The organism is Mesorhizobium sp. WSM4822, assembly GCF_055811155.1.
Genome location: NZ_JBVVQM010000004.1, coordinates 1 through 16,437, shown reverse-complemented (window position 1 = coordinate 16,437; position 16,437 = coordinate 1). Strand labels below are relative to the sequence as shown.

General features: G+C 63.0%; 17 protein-coding genes. 14 read left to right on the top strand and 3 right to left on the bottom strand.

The features are described 5' to 3' along the window. Nucleotides 1-5: 5 nt before the first annotated feature. The 3 genes from AC0L3E_RS10780 to AC0L3E_RS10770 all read right to left on the bottom strand — a co-directional run bounded on the left by AC0L3E_RS10780 (nt 6) and on the right by AC0L3E_RS10770 (nt 2,840). Nucleotides 6-971, bottom strand: a complete 966-nt coding sequence (locus tag AC0L3E_RS10780) for a PDR/VanB family oxidoreductase (protein WP_473604773.1) — start codon at nt 969-971, stop codon at nt 6-8. Continuing rightward, a complete protein-coding gene (locus AC0L3E_RS10775; RefSeq protein ID WP_473604772.1) occupies nt 968-1,564 on the bottom strand; it encodes a dimethylamine monooxygenase subunit DmmA family protein in 597 nt (198 codons plus the stop codon). Before AC0L3E_RS10775 ends, AC0L3E_RS10780 begins: the two co-directional genes overlap by 4 nt. 142 nt (nt 1,565-1,706) lie before the next feature. After that, entirely contained in the window at nt 1,707-2,840 is a 1,134-nt protein-coding gene (locus tag AC0L3E_RS10770) for an aminomethyl transferase family protein (RefSeq protein ID WP_473604771.1), read from the bottom strand. Between the two features lie 286 nt (nt 2,841-3,126). Here AC0L3E_RS10770 and AC0L3E_RS10765 point away from each other — a divergent pair, with 286 nt between their 5' ends. From AC0L3E_RS10765 to AC0L3E_RS10700, 14 genes are all read left to right on the top strand, one after another. Then, nucleotides 3,127-3,414, top strand: coding sequence for a hypothetical protein (locus AC0L3E_RS10765; RefSeq protein ID WP_027036059.1), 288 nt, complete (start codon nt 3,127-3,129; stop codon nt 3,412-3,414). A 26-nt stretch (nt 3,415-3,440) separates the two neighbouring features. Continuing rightward, entirely contained in the window at nt 3,441-3,818 is a 378-nt protein-coding gene (locus tag AC0L3E_RS10760; protein WP_013532899.1) for a hypothetical protein, read from the top strand. 35 nt (nt 3,819-3,853) lie between these two features. Next, entirely contained in the window at nt 3,854-4,015 is a 162-nt protein-coding gene (locus tag AC0L3E_RS10755) for a hypothetical protein (protein WP_013532900.1), read from the top strand. 14 nt (nt 4,016-4,029) lie between these two features. Next, nucleotides 4,030-5,424 (top strand): APC family permease, encoded by a 1,395-nt coding sequence (locus AC0L3E_RS10750; protein ID WP_127267811.1) that lies wholly within the window; start codon nt 4,030-4,032, stop codon nt 5,422-5,424. Between the two features lie 45 nt (nt 5,425-5,469). Then, nucleotides 5,470-6,159, top strand: a complete 690-nt coding sequence (locus AC0L3E_RS10745; RefSeq protein ID WP_473604770.1) for a hypothetical protein — start codon at nt 5,470-5,472, stop codon at nt 6,157-6,159. After that, the gene (locus AC0L3E_RS10740; protein ID WP_256745840.1) at nt 6,156-6,479 is read left to right on the top strand and encodes a hypothetical protein; all 324 of its coding nucleotides are present in this window, start codon (nt 6,156-6,158) and stop codon (nt 6,477-6,479) included. Before AC0L3E_RS10745 ends, AC0L3E_RS10740 begins: the two co-directional genes overlap by 4 nt. Nucleotides 6,480-6,582: 103 nt before the next feature. Then, nucleotides 6,583-7,479 (top strand): class II glutamine amidotransferase, encoded by an 897-nt coding sequence (locus AC0L3E_RS10735; protein WP_063167616.1) that lies wholly within the window; start codon nt 6,583-6,585, stop codon nt 7,477-7,479. Between the two features lie 4 nt (nt 7,480-7,483). Beyond that, on the top strand, nt 7,484-8,209 hold the full coding sequence (locus tag AC0L3E_RS10730; protein WP_473604769.1) for a GltB/FmdC/FwdC-like GXGXG domain-containing protein: 726 nt from the start codon (nt 7,484-7,486) through the stop codon (nt 8,207-8,209). 6 nt (nt 8,210-8,215) lie between these two features. Continuing rightward, on the top strand, nt 8,216-9,544 hold the full coding sequence (locus AC0L3E_RS10725; RefSeq protein WP_127255237.1) for an FMN-binding glutamate synthase family protein: 1,329 nt from the start codon (nt 8,216-8,218) through the stop codon (nt 9,542-9,544). Between the two features lie 61 nt (nt 9,545-9,605). Continuing rightward, a complete protein-coding gene (gene glnT, locus AC0L3E_RS10720; RefSeq protein WP_473604768.1) occupies nt 9,606-10,913 on the top strand; it encodes a type III glutamate--ammonia ligase in 1,308 nt (435 codons plus the stop codon). Between the two features lie 36 nt (nt 10,914-10,949). Then, entirely contained in the window at nt 10,950-12,203 is a 1,254-nt protein-coding gene (locus tag AC0L3E_RS10715; protein WP_473604767.1) for a sarcosine oxidase subunit beta family protein, read from the top strand. Between the two features lie 17 nt (nt 12,204-12,220). Then, a complete protein-coding gene (locus tag AC0L3E_RS10710) occupies nt 12,221-12,496 on the top strand; it encodes a sarcosine oxidase subunit delta (protein WP_127328491.1) in 276 nt (91 codons plus the stop codon). A gap of 241 nt (nt 12,497-12,737) precedes the next feature. Then, nucleotides 12,738-15,719, top strand: coding sequence for a sarcosine oxidase subunit alpha (locus AC0L3E_RS10705; protein ID WP_473604766.1), 2,982 nt, complete (start codon nt 12,738-12,740; stop codon nt 15,717-15,719). Beyond that, nucleotides 15,712-16,335, top strand: a complete 624-nt coding sequence (locus tag AC0L3E_RS10700) for a sarcosine oxidase subunit gamma (protein WP_473604765.1) — start codon at nt 15,712-15,714, stop codon at nt 16,333-16,335. Before AC0L3E_RS10705 ends, AC0L3E_RS10700 begins: the two co-directional genes overlap by 8 nt. Nucleotides 16,336-16,437: the final 102 nt, after the last annotated feature.

The window sequence follows — 16,437 nt, the reverse complement described above, 5'->3', positions numbered from 1 at the left end:
TTCTCCTACCGTTCCAGGACCAGTGACCGGCCCTCGAAGCGCGACACGCACGGCATGATCTTCTTGCCCGAACGGTGCTCTTCCTCACTCAGCCAGTGGTCGTTGTGGATGAACTTGCCGTCGCAAGAGATGACGTTGGTTTCGCACTGGCCGCAGACGCCGCCGCGGCAGAGATAGGGCGGATCGACGCCGGCCGCCTCGATCGCTTCCAAGAGGCTCTGCTGCTCATCGACCCTGATCGACTTGCCGCTGACGGCAAGCGTCACGTCGAACGGCAGTCCGGGCTGGGGTGCCGCGAAATGTTCGAAATGCACGGTCTCCGCCGGCCAGCCGAGGCTTGCCGCGCGATCACGCACCCAGTTGATCATGCCGGCCGGGCCGCAGACATAGAGATGCGTGCCGAGCGGCTGTGTCGACAGCAACCGGTCGAGTTCGATGCGCTCCTCAAGGTCGTCATGATAGAGCCTGACCCGGCGGTCGTAGCGCTCGCGCAGCACATCGGCATAGGTGCCGAGCGATGCGGTGCGGCAGGTGTAGTGCAGTTCGAAATTGCCGCCTTCCGCCGCAAGCTGAGCGGTCTGCGCCATGAACGGCGTGATGCCGATGCCGCCGGCCAGCATCAGATGCTTTTTGGCGCGCAGGTCGAGCGAGAACAGGTTGACGGGGTAGCTGACCACCATCTCCATGCCCGGCTTGACGCTCCGGTGCATGAACAGCGAGCCGCCACGGCCGACATCGTCGCGCCGCACCGAGATCGTGTATTCGCGCGTATCGAGCGGCGAGCCCATCAGCGAATAGGGATTGAGCCTGGTGCGTTCGCCGTCGCGCATCTCGACCACGACATGGGCGCCGCCGGAAAAAGTCGGCAAAAGCTGCCCGTCGCGCCGGCGAAAATGGAAGCGGGTGACGAGGTCGTTGACCGGGACGACGTCGCTGACAACGACATCGAGTTTTGTTGTTCCGGTGCTCATCGAAAAATCTCCTCCATCGGAGGAATCTCCGAGCGATCTTCCGCATTGATGCAGACGCCCTGGAAGGCTGCGATGCGCCTGGAATAATGGTCGCGCACCAGAAGCAGCAGGCCGCAATGCGCGCAGGTCGCCGGCTGCGTCGTCACATTCTCGGTGATGCCCTTGCAATGGACACATTGCATGCGCCGCGCCAGCGAGCCGCGGTGCTCGGTCTGGATCGAAGTGTGGTCGATGCCGGCTTCAAGCGCCACCTGCATCGCCTGGCCGATCAGACCCTCGGTGCCGGCGAGGTAGAGCCGCAGGCCCATATGCGCGTTGGCCAGTGTCTGCCTGAGCCGTGGCAGCAGGCTGGCGAAGGACGGCGCCTGATGGAGCTGCGCCGGCTTCAACGCTTCGAGCGCGACGGCATGTTTGCCGTCAAGCCCGGGAATGAAGACGATTTCGGCGTCGTCGAAAAACCCGGGCGGCGCCCTCCCGGCCATCTCCGCGATCGCCAGCGCCCCTTCCGCGTCCGCGATGAAAAGATGATGCTTGCCGGGTTGCGGAGACAAGGTTCCGTAAACGGGCCGGCTGATGATACTTTTGGCTGCCATTTATGTCTTCGTGCCTTCGAGCGCTTCACCGTTTCATAGAAACGGCGGACCGCTCTATCTCTTTGCTTCGACGCAATTCCGGACGGAAAACCGTTTCACACTTTTCCTGGAATTGCTCGAACCCCTCGCTGTTGACTATGCCTCAACCTTTCGCCGTGCGCTTGGTCTTCTTGGGATCATCGAAGGGAAGCGGCTGCGCCGTCGCCTTGATGGCACCGCTCTTGTTGCGGATTTCGAGCTTGGTGTCCTTGACCGCGCAGTCCACGTCGAGCCGGGCGATGCCCATCGATTTCTCGACCAGCGGCGAATACATGGCACAGGTCACCACGCCGACCTTTTTGCCGTCGCGATAGACCGGCGCTCCTTCATCGGCCGGCTCCTTGCCGTCGAGCAGCACGCCATAGATCTTGAAGCGCTCCTTGCCCTTCAGACGATAGTGCTCCTCGGCGCCGCGAAAGCCGGTCTTGCCGGGGCTGACGGTGAAGTCGAGGCCGAGTTCCCACAGCGTGTCGCCCGGACCTTCGTTCTCAAACGGATACTTCTGCGAATTGTCGTAGGGGTAGAAGAGCAGATAACTTTCGACGCGCAGCATGTCGAGCGTGGTGAAGCGGCACGGAATGATGCCGGCGCTCTTGCCCTCGTCGAGGATCCTGTCCCAGATCGTGCCGGCATCCTGGCCGCGGCAGAAGATCTCGTAACCGCGCTCGCCGGTATAGCCGGTGCGCGATATCATGACGGGCAAGCCGAACAGTTGCGTCTGCATGTGATGGAAATAGTTGAGGTCGCGAATGCCCGGCACATGCTTGGCTAGATAGTCGACTGCTGTCGGACCCTGCAGCGACAGATCGTGCAGATTGTCGTCGAAGCGCAGCGACACGTCGCGCCCTACCGAAGCACGCTGCAACTCCTCATGGCCGGTGCCCGAACCATGCACGACCATCCATGCATTGGGGCCGATGCGGTAGAGGATGCAATCGTCGGTGAATTTTCCCGCCTCGTTCAGCATGCAGGCATAGGCCGACTTGCCGGGATAGATCTTTTCGACATCGCGCGTCGTCGCCAGGTCGATCAGGTGTGAGGCATGCGGCCCTGATATGTGGACCTTCTTGAGGCCGGAGACATCCATCAGACCAGCCTTGGTGCGGATGGCGATGTACTCCTCGTCGGCATCCTTGTCGTAGGTCCAGGCGGTTCCCATGCCGCTCCAGTCTTCGAGCTTCGAACCGAGCGCTCGGTGCCGATCCGCCAGGGTCGAAAATCTCCAGGATGCCGTCATCCGCTCGTCCTCCGTTTCGATAATGCTCTGCTGTTCCCTGCCCCCTGCGCAGCGGCGGGAGCCTTGGCCGAATATTGATCGCAAACCTCCGGGCGCCGCAATACCCATAAGCAATTAATTTCATTGTCAGGCAAAATCCGCCGCGCAAACCAAACGGTTAACCCCACGTAAATCGCGCTTGACAATTGCGGGATTCAGACAGAACTTATGAAAAAAATTTCACTCTGTTGAAAGAGGACGACGGACGGGGGATTCGGAACCGGACGGCGGAAAAGGGGAGAAACCGATGTCAGACATGCAACAGCGCATCGAAGCGCTGTATCGTTCCGACGTGCGCGGAGCCGCGCTCCTGATCGTCTGCCTGTGGGCGACGATCCTCTTCGTCCTCCTCATGACATGGCCCTACATCCCGCACAGCGGCATCAAGGCCGTGGTCGCGATCGCCGCCGCCGCCGTGCTGATCTTCAACACGGCCGCCATCCTGGCGATGGTCAAACACTACAAGGAAGACAAGGAATTCATCTACGGGCTCGATATCAAGAACGCCGACGCGTTCCGCAACCGCAAGTCCTGAACCGCAAGTCCTGAGGGGTAGAAGAGATGTCCCGCTACACGCCGCCGGAGCAAAGCAAGGCCGGGCAGGTTTTCGACATTGCCGTCGTCGTGGTCGCCATTTTCGTGGCACTGTGGCTACCGCTCAAGCTGGGCCTCGCCGGCGCGGCGAAATCCATCGACGCGCTCGACGCCAAGACCTGGGAAGCGCTAGGCCAGAACCCGACCATGGCGTCTATCTGGGAAAAGCTCGGCTATACGCCCGAGACCGCGCACGACATCATCCAGAACCGCTTCCACTATGTCATCGACTGGCCGACGCTGATCATCATGGCGGCGGTGCTGATCGGTTATTTCGTTTTCCTGTTTCGTGCATCAGACCGCGAATATCGCGACGTCATCAACGAAAAATTCGACGACAAGTAAGAGTTCTGAGGACGATTTAATCGGGGGACACGATCATGTGGGTTGCACTCTCTTACGCATGCTGGGGCATCTCGATCGTGCTCGCTTTGTGGATGCTCTACGACTGGTTCAAGGTTGACACGACCTTCTCCGAAGAGGTGCTGACCTCGTCTCGCGAGGGCGAACTGGAAGCCACTTCCGAAAAACACCGGATCTGAGTGAGGATTGAACAATGACGATCGCACTTGAACCGGCTGCCCAAGGTGACAGAGTCTCACTCCTGCGCGTGCTCGGACCGGCCCATGTCTGGGCGCTCGGCGTCGGCATCGTCCTGGTCGGCGAATTCACCGGCTGGAATTTCTCGGCGGACAAGGGTGGCGCACTGGCCGCGCTGATCGTCTGCTGGGTCGTGGGATTGCTCTACACCTCGGTCGCCATGATCGATTCCGAGGTGACATCGACCGTGGCCGCCGCCGGCGGCCAGTATGCGCAGGCAAAGCACATCGTCGGACCGCTGATGGCGTTCAACGTCGCGCTGTTCCTGGTCTTTGCCTACACCATGCTCGAAGTATCCGACGCCATCCTGCTCGGCGACACCATCGTCGCCAAGGCCGGCGTCGAAGGGCTCACCCACAATTCCTTCATCGCCGCGACCATCGTCGTGCTGGCGTGGCTGAACTATCGCGGCGTGCTGATGACGCTCAATGTCAACTTCGTCATCACAGCGGTCGCCTATATCTCGATCGTCATCCTGTTCTTTTCGGTCAGCCCGTGGACGCAAGGCGCCGTGCTGAAGCTGAACGAGCTGGTCACGCCAGGCAATGCGCTCCCCTATGGCTGGATCGGCGTCATCGCCGCCTTCCAGTTCGGCATCTGGTACTATCTCGGCATCGAAGGCACCACACAGGCCGCCGAGGAAGTGCGCTCGCCGGCCCGCTCGCTGCCTTACGGCACCATGGCCGGCATGATCACGCTTTTGATCGCCGCCGCCATGACCTGGTATGTCTGCGCCTCGATGATGCCATGGGAATATCTCGGCATCACCTATTATCCGCTGTGGGACGCCGGCAAGCTGACTGGCAGCCCGCTGCTCGAGAACCTGTTGTTCGTCGCCACGCTGCTTGCTGCAATGGCCTCCGCCAATGGCTGCATCAACGATGCGGCGCGCGCCTGGTTCTCGCTCGGCCGCGACCGCTATCTGCCGACATGGTTCTCGGCCGTGCATCCGAGATATCGCACGCCCTATCGTTCGATCCTGTTCCTGCTGCCGATCGCGCTGGCCTTCGCCTTCATCGCCGACCTCAACCAGGCGATCACCTTCTCGATCCTGTCGGGCGTGCTGCAATACACGTTCATGAGCATCAACATCATCATGTTCCGCAAGAAGTGGCCGCTCGGCTCGATCCGCCGCGGCTACACGCACCCCTTCCACCCGATCCCGGCCATCGTGCTGTTTTGCCTGTGCGTGGTGACCTTCTTCGCCATCTTCCTCGGCTTCGGCTCGCAACTGATCGCCATGGTCGCCTTCTATTTCCTGATCTCACTGTGGTTCCATTTCTATCGCTACAAATTCGTGCGGCGCGGCGATCAGTTCACCATGCCGTGGCCGAAGCCGCAGGGTTATTGATGGGAGTAGGCCGGTCCGTATCCTGGATGGGCGTGGCATGAGAAAATGTCCGAGCTGACATCAGCACTGCTGGCCGGAGCCATTGTCCTGGCTATCGTTCTCCACCTTGCCTGGCAGGCGCGTGCCAGCCGCAACAGGGCATCGATGGCGCTTGCCGTCGAGCAGGACCGCATCCGCACAGCCATCGCCGACGCAGCCAATGTCTCGGACGGCACCGCCGGTGTCATCACCTGGGAAGGGTCCTGGAACAGCAAACGTGTCCAGGTGCGCACCATCGTCGACACACTGGCGACGCGGAAACTGCCGGCGCGCTGGCTCAGTGTTTCGATCACCGAGCCGGTGGCCGTGCCCGGCACCTTCGATATGATGATGCGGCCGGGGTCGCCGACGACCTTCTCCAATTTCGATCATCTCGACCACACGCTGCCGAAGAGTTCGGCATTTCCGGCCGAGGCCGTGTTGCGGACGGATCGCAGGGGCGTCCACTTCCCACTGGAGACCATCGCCGGCCACCTCAGGATTTTTTCCGAAGGGCGCGCCAAGGAACTGCTGATCACCCCGAAAGGGGTACGCATCGTGTGGCTGCTGGCCGAAGCCGAACGGGCGCGCTACGGTGTGTTCCGGCAGGCCGAGTTTGGCGACGCCACACTCGATCCCGCGCTGATCGAAAGACTGCTGGTGTCGGTGTCGGCGCTTCGCGACGCCATCAACAAAAGCGAACGGCAAGCCGCATGACCAGTCCCACCACGGCACCCACCAATCCCTATCTGGTTCTCGGCGCCGCAATCGTGCTGCCGGGAAGCGGGCACGTCATTCTCGGCGTGCCGGTGCGCGGCCTTCAGTTCCTTTTCTTCATGGTGATCCTGGCATGGGCGACGGCCAAGATCGCACCGTCGGATGCCAGCTTTGTCGGCCGTCACGCCGGCGGCTTCCTGATCTATGCCTTGTCGATTCTCGACGCCTACAAGCTCGCCCGCATCCGCACCGCCAAATGGGTTCACAATGCCCGGCGAGACGGCGACAGTGCGCAGAGCGGCATTGAGCCGCATAGGTAACTAGAGGAATATTTTTTTCATACGATTGAATTTGTGCAGCTCATTCGATACATCCTCTCTTAGCTACAAACGATCTCTTAGCTACAAACATCGGGAGGCTGACATGTGTGGAATTGTCGGACTGTTTTTGAAGGACAAGTCGCTGGAACCCCAGCTTGGTGCGATGCTGTCGCAGATGCTGATCTCCCTCAGCGACCGCGGTCCGGACAGTGCCGGTATCGCCATCTATGGCGCGCCTTCCAAGAATGAGGCCAAGATCACCATCCAGTCCGCCAAGCCCGACCGCGATTTCCGCGGCCTTGAGGCGGAGCTCGCCAAGGCCATCGGCACGCCGGTGACGATCGCGGTGAAATCCACCCATGCGGTCGTCAGGACCACGCCGGCCAAGATCGATGAAGCGCGCGAAACCATCCAGGCGCTGCGCCCCGACATCCGCATCATGGGCGCCGGCGACGTTGTCGAGATCTACAAGGAAGTCGGCCTGCCGGAGGCCGTCGTCGATCGCTTCGACGTCCGCAAGATGACCGGCACGCATGGCATCGGCCATACCCGCATGGCAACGGAATCGGCGGTGACGACGATGGGCGCGCATCCGTTCTCGACCGGCGCCGACCAGTGCCTGGTGCACAATGGCTCGCTGTCGAACCACAACAACGTCCGCCGCGAGTTGATCCGTGAAGGCATGACCTTCGAGACCGAGAACGACACTGAAGTGGCCGCCGCCTATCTTTCGTCGCAGATGGCGCATGGCAAGAATCTCGGCGAGGCGCTGGAAGGCACGCTCTCCGACCTCGACGGCTTCTTCACCTTCGTCGTCGGCACCAAGAACGGTTTTGGCGTGGTGCGCGATCCGATCGCCTGCAAGCCCGCCGTGATGGCCGAAACCGACCAGTATGTCGCCTTCGGCTCGGAATATCGCGCGCTGACCAAACTGCCCGGCATAGACAATGCGAGGGTCTGGGAACCCGAGCCCGCAACCGTCTATTTCTGGGAGCATTGAATTCATGCCGGCAACCACGCTTTCAAAGACCGCAGCACATGACCCTCGGGTCTTCGATCTTGACCAATCGTCGCTGCGCGAACTCAACCAGGCGCTGCACAATCTGTCGCCCGGCTCGAATGAAACGGCCTGGGAAGTGCTGAACCCGAAAGGCAGCCATTCGGTCGCCGTCGGCGTCGACCAGCCTGTTGCCATCGATGTGCGTGGCAGCGTCGGCTATTACTGCGGCGGCATGAATTCCGGCAGCACCATCACCGTGCATGGCTCGGCAGGCCCCGGCGTCGGCGAGAACATGATGTCGGGCTCGATCACCATCAAAGGCGACGCCAGCCAGTATGCCGGCGCCACCGGCAAGGGCGGCCTGCTGGTCATCGAAGGCAATGCGTCGTCGCGCTGCGGCATCTCGATGAAGGGCATCGACATCGTCGTGCACGGCAATATCGGCCACATGTCGGCCTTCATGGCGCAGTCGGGCAATCTGGTGGTGCTGGGCGATGCCGGCGATGCGCTGGGCGATTCCATCTACGAGGCGCGGCTCTTCGTGCGCGGCAAGGTCGACAGCCTGGGTGCCGACTGCATCGCCAAGGAGATGCGGGCTGAGCATGTGGAATTGCTGCAAGGCCTGCTCGACCGCGCAGGTGTCATCGGCGTCAAGCCGTCGGAGTTCAAGCGCTACGGCTCGGCGCGCACCCTCTACAATTTCAATATCGACAACGCCGACGCGTATTGAGGCAGCATGACCTACAGGAACCCGCCGACGACGCCGCGCAAATCCGCGACCTTCGACGACTATACGCTTTCCGAAATCCGCCGTGCCGCGGCGACCGGCATCTATGACATCCGCGGCGCCGGCGCCAAGCGCAAGCTGCCGCATTTCGACGACCTTCTGTTCCTCGGCGCATCGATCTCGCGCTATCCGCTCGAAGGCTATCGCGAGCGCTGCGACACATCGGTCGTGCTCGGCTCTCGCCATGCCAAGAAGCCGATCGAGCTAAAGATCCCGATCACCATCGCCGGCATGAGCTTCGGCTCACTGTCAGGCCCCGCCAAGGAGGCACTCGGGCGCGGCGCGACCCTGTCGGGCACCTCGACCACGACGGGCGACGGCGGCATGACCGAGGAAGAGCGCGGCCATTCAAAGCAGCTGGTCTATCAATATCTGCCGTCGCGCTACGGCATGAACCCGCGCGATTTGCGCCGCGCCGATGCGATCGAAGTCGTCGTCGGCCAGGGCGCCAAGCCGGGCGGCGGCGGCATGCTGCTTGGCCAGAAGATTTCCGACCGCGTCGCCGAGATGCGCACGCTGCCCAAGGGCATCGACCAGCGCTCGGCCTCGCGCCATCCCGACTGGACCGGACCCGACGATCTCGAGATCAAGATCCTCGAACTCCGCGAAATCACCGACTGGGAAAAGCCGATCTACGTCAAGGTCGGCGGCGCCCGGCCCTACTACGACACCGCGCTTGCCGTGAAGGCCGGCGCCGATGTCGTTGTCGTCGACGGCATGCAGGGCGGCACCGCCGCCACCCAGGAAGTGTTCATCGAAAATGTCGGTATGCCGACGCTTGCCTGCATCAGGCCGGCGGTGCAGGCGCTGCAGGATCTGGGCATGCACCGCAAAGTGCAGCTGATCGTCTCCGGTGGTATCCGCAACGGCGCCGATGTCGCCAAGGCGCTGGCGCTCGGCGTCGACGCGGTCTCGATCGGTACGGCTGCCCTTGTCGCGCTCGGCGACAACGATCCCCGCTGGGAGGCGGAGTATAACGAGCTCGGCACCACCGCCGGCGCCTATGACGACTGGCACGAGGGGCGCGACCCCGCCGGCATCACCACGCAGGACCCGGAATTGATGAAGCGGGTCGACCCTGTGGCCGCCGGACGCCGGCTGGCGAATTACCTCAAGGTGATGACGCTGGAAGCGCAAACGATCGCCCGCGCGTGCGGCAAGAACAGCCTGCACAATCTCGAACCCGAGGACCTCGTCGCGCTGACGATCGAGGCAGCCGCCATGGCCGGCGTGCCGCTGGCCGGCACCAACTGGATACCGGGGAAGAACGGCTTCTGATCAACGAAGGGCCGACTCCCGCATACTCGGGAACAACAATCGATAAAAATGGGGAACTAGCGTGGCAACTGATCTTGCAGAATTCGCAAGGGCGAAAAACGTCAAATATTTCATGATTTCCTACACTGACCTGTTCAGTGGCCAGCGTGCCAAGCTGGTGCCGGCGCAGGCAATCGCCGACATGCAGAAGGACGGCGCCGGCTTTGCCGGGTTCGCCACCTGGCTGGACCTGACGCCGGCACATCCCGACATGCTGGCGGTGCCGGATCCGGATTCGGTGATCCAGCTGCCGTGGAAGCCTGAGGTCGCCTGGGTCGCGGCCAACTGCATCATGGACGACAAGGAGGTCGACCAGGCGCCGCGCAACACGCTGAAGCGGCTGATCGCGGAAGCCGCCAGCGACGGCATGCACGTCAAGACCGGCGTCGAGGCCGAGTTCTTCCTGATCTCGCCCGACGGCAAGACGATTTCCGACGAATACGACACGGCCTCAAAGCCCTGCTACGACCAGCAAGCGGTGATGCGCCGCTATGACGTCATCGCCGAGATCTGCGACCACATGCTGGCGCTCGGCTGGGGCGCCTACCAGAACGACCACGAGGATGCCAACGGCCAATTCGAGATGAACTGGGCCTTCGACGACGCGCTGGCGACCGCCGACAAGCACTCGTTCTTCAAATTCATGGTCAAGTCGATTGCCGAGAAGCACGGCCTGCGCGCGACTTTCATGCCCAAACCCTTCCAGGGCCTGACCGGCAATGGCTGCCATGCCCATATCTCGGTCTGGGACAAATCGGGCAAGACCAACGTTTTCGCCGAAAAATCGATGGAGCTCGGCCTGTCGGCCAAGGGCCGGAATTTCCTCGGCGGCATCATGAAGCATGCTTCCGCGCTTGCCGCGATCACCAACCCGACGGTCAACTCCTACAAGCGCATCAACGCGCCGCGCACCATCTCGGGCGCGACCTGGGCGCCGAACACGGTGACCTGGACCGGCAACAACCGGACCCACATGGTGCGCGTGCCCGGCCCCGGCCGCTTCGAGCTGCGGCTGCCGGATGGTGCTGCCAACCCTTATCTGCTGCAGGCGGTTATCATCGCCGCTGGCCTCGACGGCATCCGCTCGAAGGCCGATCCCGGCAAGCGCTACGACATCGACATGTACCAGCATGGGCACACGGTGAAGGGCGCTCCAAAACTGCCGCTCAACCTGCTCGACGCCTTGCGAGAGTTCGACAAGGACAAATCGCTCAAGGCGGCGCTGGGTGAGGAATTCTCGTCGGCCTACCTAAAGCTGAAGCACCAGGAATGGAATTCCTATGCTTCGCACTTCACGCAATGGGAGCGCGACCACACGCTGGATATCTGACCACCAGCGTGACGCGAGCGACCTCGGAATGAACTGATGAAATATTCGATCTTTTCGCTCGCCCGCGCCGCCCTGTCCGGCCACAAGAACTGGCAACGCACCTGGCGCGACGCCACGCCGAAGGATCGCTACGACGTGGTGATCATCGGCGGCGGCGGCCACGGGCTGGCCACCGCCTGGTTTCTCGCCAGCGAGTACGGCATCAAGAATGTCGCCGTACTCGAAAAAGGCTGGATCGGCTCCGGCAATGCCGGCCGCAACACCACCATCATCCGCTCCAATTACGGCCTGCCCGGCAACACCGGCTTCTACGAATTGTCGATGAAGCTGTGGGAGCGGATGGAGCAGGACCTCAACTACAATGCGATGGTCAGCCAGCGCGGCGTCATCAACCTCTATCACTCCGACGCACAGCGCGACGCCTATGCGCGGCGCGGCAACACCATGCGCATCAACGGCATCGACGCCGAACTGCTCGACCTCGCTGCCGTCAAGAAGATGATACCGTTCCTGAACTTCGACAATGCGCGCTTTCCCGTGCAAGGCGGGCTGTTGCAGCGGCGCGGCGGCACGGCGCGGCACGATGCGGTGGTCTGGGGCTATGCGCATGCGGCGAGCGAACTCGGCGTCGACATCATCCAGAATTGCGAAGTCACCGGCTTCGTCAGGGACGCCAATGGCAAGGTGACCGGCGTCGAGACGTCGCGCGGCAAGATCGGCGCCGGCAAGGTCGGCATGGCTGTTGCCGGAAGTTCGTCGCGCGTCGCGGCGATGGCGGGCCTGCGCCTGCCGGTCGAAAGCCATGTGCTGCAGGCCTTCGTCTCCGAGGCGATCAAGCCGCTCATCCCTGGTGTCATGACCTTCGGCGCCGGCCATTTCTACGTCAGCCAGTCGGACAAGGGCGGGCTGGTCTTCGGCGGCGATATAGACGGCTACAATTCCTACGCCCAACGCGGCAACATGCCTGTGATGGAGGACGTCTGCGAAGGCGGCATGGCGCTGATGCCGATGATCGGCCGCGTGCGCCTGCTGCGCCAATGGGGCGGCATCATGGACATGTCGATGGACGGTTCGCCGATCATCGACAAGACACCGGTCGACGGGCTCTATCTCAACGCCGGCTGGTGCTATGGCGGCTTCAAGGCAACGCCGGGCTCCGGCTTTGTCTTTGCCCACCTTCTAGCCCGCGATGAATCGCACGAAGAGGCCGCACGGTTCCGCCTCGACCGGTTCCGGACTGGTGCGATGATCGACGAAAAGGGCCAGGGCGCCCAACCGAACCTGCATTGAAGGCGGTCTAGAACAGCATGCGCATTGTCTGTCCCTTCTGCGGCGAACGCGAACTCGGCGAGTTCACCTATCTCGGCGACGCCAAGCCCGTACGGCCCGAAGCCGGCGCCTCGGAAGACGAGGTCTTCGACTATGTCTATCTGCGCGACAATGTCGCCGGCGCGACCAGCGAATACTGGTACCATGGCGGCGGCTGCCGGGCCTGGCTGAAGGTCACCCGCAACACGCTGACGCACGAGATTTCGACGGTCGAGCCGGCAGTGGGTGTGGGTGCGAGGCAGGTCGCGAAATGAATTTTCTCGTGCAAGTCAGCGCCGCCCCTCACCTGCCTGCCGGCATCCTCTCCCCGTATCGGGACGGGGAGAGGGCCGCTGGCTGCAACCTGGCCGCTATTCCTGCAACGTTGAGGATTGGCGAAATCTTGGACGAGAGCGTCCTTCTCCCCGTCACTATACGGGGAGAAGTGCCCGGCAAGGCGATGAGGGGCAGCGCGACCCTGCCGCATGACATCGAAGCGACGAAGGGTCGGCAATCGTGACTTCCAGCCAATCTCACCGTCTCACGTCGGGCGGTCTCATCGACCGCTCGGTGCCACTGAACTTCCGTTTCGACGGCAAGATTTTCTCCGGCTTCCAGGGCGACACGCTCGCCTCGGCGCTGATCGCCAACGGCGTCAAGCTGGTCGGCCGATCGTTCAAATACCATCGCCCGCGCGGTATTCTCACCGCTGGTTCGGAAGAACCCAACGCGCTGGTCGAGCTGCGCACCGGCGCACGGCGCGAGCCGAACACCAAGGCGACGACAGCCGAACTCTATGACGGGCTCGAGGCCGCCAGCCAGAACCGATGGCCGTCGCTGCGCCACGATGTGATGTCGGTGAACCAGCTGTTCGCGCCGATCTTCGTCGCCGGCTTCTACTACAAGACCTTCATGTGGCCGGCGAAGTTCTGGGAAGCGATCTACGAGCCGGCGATCCGCCGCGCCGCCGGCCTCGGCCGTGCCTCAGGCATCGCCGATCCCGATCACTACGACAAGGAATGGGCGCATTGCGATGTGCTGATCGCCGGTTCAGGTCCGGCCGGTCTGGCCGCGGCATTGGCAGCCGGCCGCGCTGGTGCCCGCGTCATCCTGTGCGAAGAGGATTTTGTCCCCGGCGGCCGCCTGCTGTCGGATGGCGGCACGATCGATGGTGTGCCGGCAGCCGAATGGCTGTCGCGGACGCTGGCTGAATTGGCCGATATGCCCGATGTCCGCATCATGACCCGCACGACATTGTTCGGCGTCTATGATGGCGGTACCTATGGCGCGATCGAGCGGGTCAACGACCACCTGCCCTCGCCGCCCGAGCACCATGTGCGACAGCGGCTGTGGCGGATCGTGGCGAAGCGCTGCGTCGTCGCGGCCGGCGCTATCGAACGGCCGATCGTCTTTGCCGGCAACGACACGCCCGGTGTTATGATGGCGTCCGCCATGCGCACCTATGTCGCGCGCTATGCGGCGACACCGGCAAAGCGCCTCGCGCTGTTCACCAACAATGAGGATGGCTGGCGTACGGTCGAGACTGCACTCGGGGCCGGCCTGCAGATCGCGGCGGTCATCGATGCACGGTCCGAAGTGTCGCCGGCGCATCGATCGCTGGCCTCCAAGGGTGGCTTCCCGGTGCTGCATGGTTCCGTCAGCGGGGTCGATGGCGGCAAGGATGGCGTCAGGAAAATCGCGGTCTCGCTGACCGGTGGCGCGCGCGCCGAGGTCGAAGCGGACGGCCTCGCGGTCTCCGGCGGCTGGAACCCGGCTGTCGGGCTGACTTCCTACCATCGTGGCCGGCCGAAATGGCAGAACCACATATCTGCCTTCGTGCCGGACGGCGCGCCTCCCGGCATGGTCGCCGCCGGCGCCGCCAATGGCGATTTCGGCCTCGGCGCCTGCCTGAGCCAGGGATTTGCCGCCGGCGCGGCAGCGGCGCGTGACACCGGACATAGCGGCATAGTGGGTACCGCGCCTGCCGCCGACGACGAGGCATTCTCGCTGACGCCGCTCTGGCACGTCGCCGGCAAGGGCAAGGCTTTTGTCGATTACCAGCACGACGTCACCGCCTCCGACATCGAACTGGCGCAACGCGAAGGCTTTGAATCCGTCGAGCACCTGAAGCGCTACACGACGCTCGGCATGGCGACCGACCAGGGCAAGACCTCGAATGTCGCCGGCCTCGCCATCATGGCCGCGGTCAGCGGCCGTTCGATCCCCGAGACCGGCACGACGATCTACCGGCCGCCTTACGTGCCGGTCGCCATCGGCGCCTTCGCCGGCCATCACCGCGACGAGACGTTCCATGCGACGCGGCTGACGCCGTCGCACCACTGGGCGGCCGAACAGGGCGCCGTCTTCGTCGACACCGGCCTGTGGAAGCGTGCGCAATGGTACCCGCGCGCCGGCGAGAAGGACTGGCTGGAATCGGTGACCCGCGAGGTCAAGGCGGTGCGCAGCGGCGTCGGCTTCTGCGATGTCTCGACGCTCGGCAAGATCGACGTGCACGGCCCCGATGCCGGCGCCTTCCTGGATCGCGTCTACATCAACACCTTCTCCAGCCTCGCAGTTGGCAAGGCGCGCTATGGGCTGATGCTGCGCGAAGACGGCATCGTCTATGACGACGGCACCACGTCGCGTCTGGCCGAGGATCACTATTTTCTCACCACCACCACGGCCAAGGCCGGGCTGGTGATGCAGCATCTCGAATTCTGCCGCCAGGTGCTGTTCCCGGAGTTCGACGTGCAGCTCACTTCCGTCTCAGACCAGTGGGCGCAATTCTCGATCGCCGGGCCGAAGACACGCGACCTGCTTAAAGAGATCGTCGATCCGGCGGAAGACCTGTCGAACGAAGGTTTCCCATTCATGGGCGCGCGCGAAGTAGCACTTCGCGGGGGCCTGAGGGCACGGCTGTTCCGCATCTCGTTCTCAGGCGAGATGGCTTTCGAGATTTCAGTGCCGGCGCGCTTTGGCGATGCCATGGCGCGCAATCTGATGCTGGCCGGCGCGCCATTCGGCGTGACGCCCTACGGCACCGAGGCGCTCGGCGTCATGCGCGTCGAAAAGGGGCACATCGCCGGACCGGAACTGAGCGGCACGACAACGGCGGCCGATCTTGGCCTGGGCAAGATGATGTCGACCAAGAAAGACTATATCGGCCGCGTCATGGCCGGACGCGAGGCGCTGGTAGCCCCGGACCGGCAGGTCGTCGTCGGCATCAAGCCGACGGACAAGGCACGCCGGCTGCGCTCCGGTGCGCACATCATCCCGAAGGGACAGACACCTGGCCCCGGCAACGACCAGGGCTATGTCACCTCGGTCTGCTTCTCGCCGACGTTGGATCAGTGGATCGGGCTCGCGCTTGTCGAACGCGGCCGCGAACGCATCGGCGAGATCGTGCATGCGCATGACCCGTTGCGCGGCGAAGACTACGATGTCGAACTCTGCAATCCCGTCTTCTACGATCCGGATGGAGGGCGCCAGCGTGGTTGATTTTTCCTGGGCTCCCCGCAGTCCCCTTGAAAAGGCGCTTGTTGCCGGCGTGCATGGTGCACGCGGTATCGAGGCCGGCGTCTCGCTGACCGAGATCCGCAATTTTGATCTGATCCAGATCATGGCGAGGCGCGGTAAGGCGGCTGACATGGCCACGGCAGCGAAGGTTCGCTTTGGCGTTGCTGCTCCGGAAACGCCGACGGCAGTCGGCGCGGCGGACGCAACGCTGATCTGGTCGGGACCGGATCAGTTTTTCGTGCTGTCGAAGGGCGGCAAGCATTCGACTGAAGCACTCGCTCAGGCGTTTGCATCTTCCGCCTCGCTGTCCGACCAGTCGCATGCGCGCGTGCTGATCAGCATCTCGGGTGACAAGGCGCGGGCGATGCTGGCGAAACTGTCGTCGATCGATTTGCATCCCGATGCGTTTCCGGTTGGCGCGGCGGCGGCTACGTCGATTGACCACACCAGTGTCACGCTCAGGCGTGGGAATGATCGAGATGGCCTGGCGGTGTTCAACCTCCTGGTGTTCGCGACTTTTGCCGAGAGCCTGTGGCACACGATGCTGGACTCGGCCGCGGAGTATGGTGTGGTTATCGGCCATTCCGAGGAATTCTAGCCCGCCAATTGTGGACCTCGGCGCCGCCCCTTGTATCTGCACGAGATGATTATGTGCGATGGAAGCGATTGAGCCTCGGGCCGGATGGCCATCCGGCCCGAG

What these genes read in the sequence shown, in the direction of transcription:
- AC0L3E_RS10775 (WP_473604772.1), bottom strand. Translation starts at nt 1,564, where the DNA reads ATGGCAGCCAAAAGTATCATCAGCCGGCCCGTTTACGGAACCTTGTCT.
- AC0L3E_RS10725 (WP_127255237.1), top strand. Translation starts at nt 8,216, where the DNA reads ATGACCTACAGGAACCCGCCGACGACGCCGCGCAAATCCGCGACCTTC.
- AC0L3E_RS10735 (WP_063167616.1), top strand. Translation starts at nt 6,583, where the DNA reads ATGTGTGGAATTGTCGGACTGTTTTTGAAGGACAAGTCGCTGGAACCC.
- AC0L3E_RS10745 (WP_473604770.1), top strand. Translation starts at nt 5,470, where the DNA reads ATGTCCGAGCTGACATCAGCACTGCTGGCCGGAGCCATTGTCCTGGCT.
- AC0L3E_RS10730 (WP_473604769.1), top strand. Translation starts at nt 7,484, where the DNA reads ATGCCGGCAACCACGCTTTCAAAGACCGCAGCACATGACCCTCGGGTC.
- AC0L3E_RS10780 (WP_473604773.1), bottom strand. Translation starts at nt 971, where the DNA reads ATGAGCACCGGAACAACAAAACTCGATGTCGTTGTCAGCGACGTCGTC.
- AC0L3E_RS10750 (WP_127267811.1), top strand. Translation starts at nt 4,030, where the DNA reads ATGACGATCGCACTTGAACCGGCTGCCCAAGGTGACAGAGTCTCACTC.
- AC0L3E_RS10770 (WP_473604771.1), bottom strand. Translation starts at nt 2,840, where the DNA reads ATGACGGCATCCTGGAGATTTTCGACCCTGGCGGATCGGCACCGAGCG.
- AC0L3E_RS10760 (WP_013532899.1), top strand. Translation starts at nt 3,441, where the DNA reads ATGTCCCGCTACACGCCGCCGGAGCAAAGCAAGGCCGGGCAGGTTTTC.
- AC0L3E_RS10715 (WP_473604767.1), top strand. Translation starts at nt 10,950, where the DNA reads ATGAAATATTCGATCTTTTCGCTCGCCCGCGCCGCCCTGTCCGGCCAC.
- AC0L3E_RS10765 (WP_027036059.1), top strand. Translation starts at nt 3,127, where the DNA reads ATGTCAGACATGCAACAGCGCATCGAAGCGCTGTATCGTTCCGACGTG.
- AC0L3E_RS10740 (WP_256745840.1), top strand. Translation starts at nt 6,156, where the DNA reads ATGACCAGTCCCACCACGGCACCCACCAATCCCTATCTGGTTCTCGGC.
- AC0L3E_RS10755 (WP_013532900.1), top strand. Translation starts at nt 3,854, where the DNA reads ATGTGGGTTGCACTCTCTTACGCATGCTGGGGCATCTCGATCGTGCTC.
- AC0L3E_RS10710 (WP_127328491.1), top strand. Translation starts at nt 12,221, where the DNA reads ATGCGCATTGTCTGTCCCTTCTGCGGCGAACGCGAACTCGGCGAGTTC.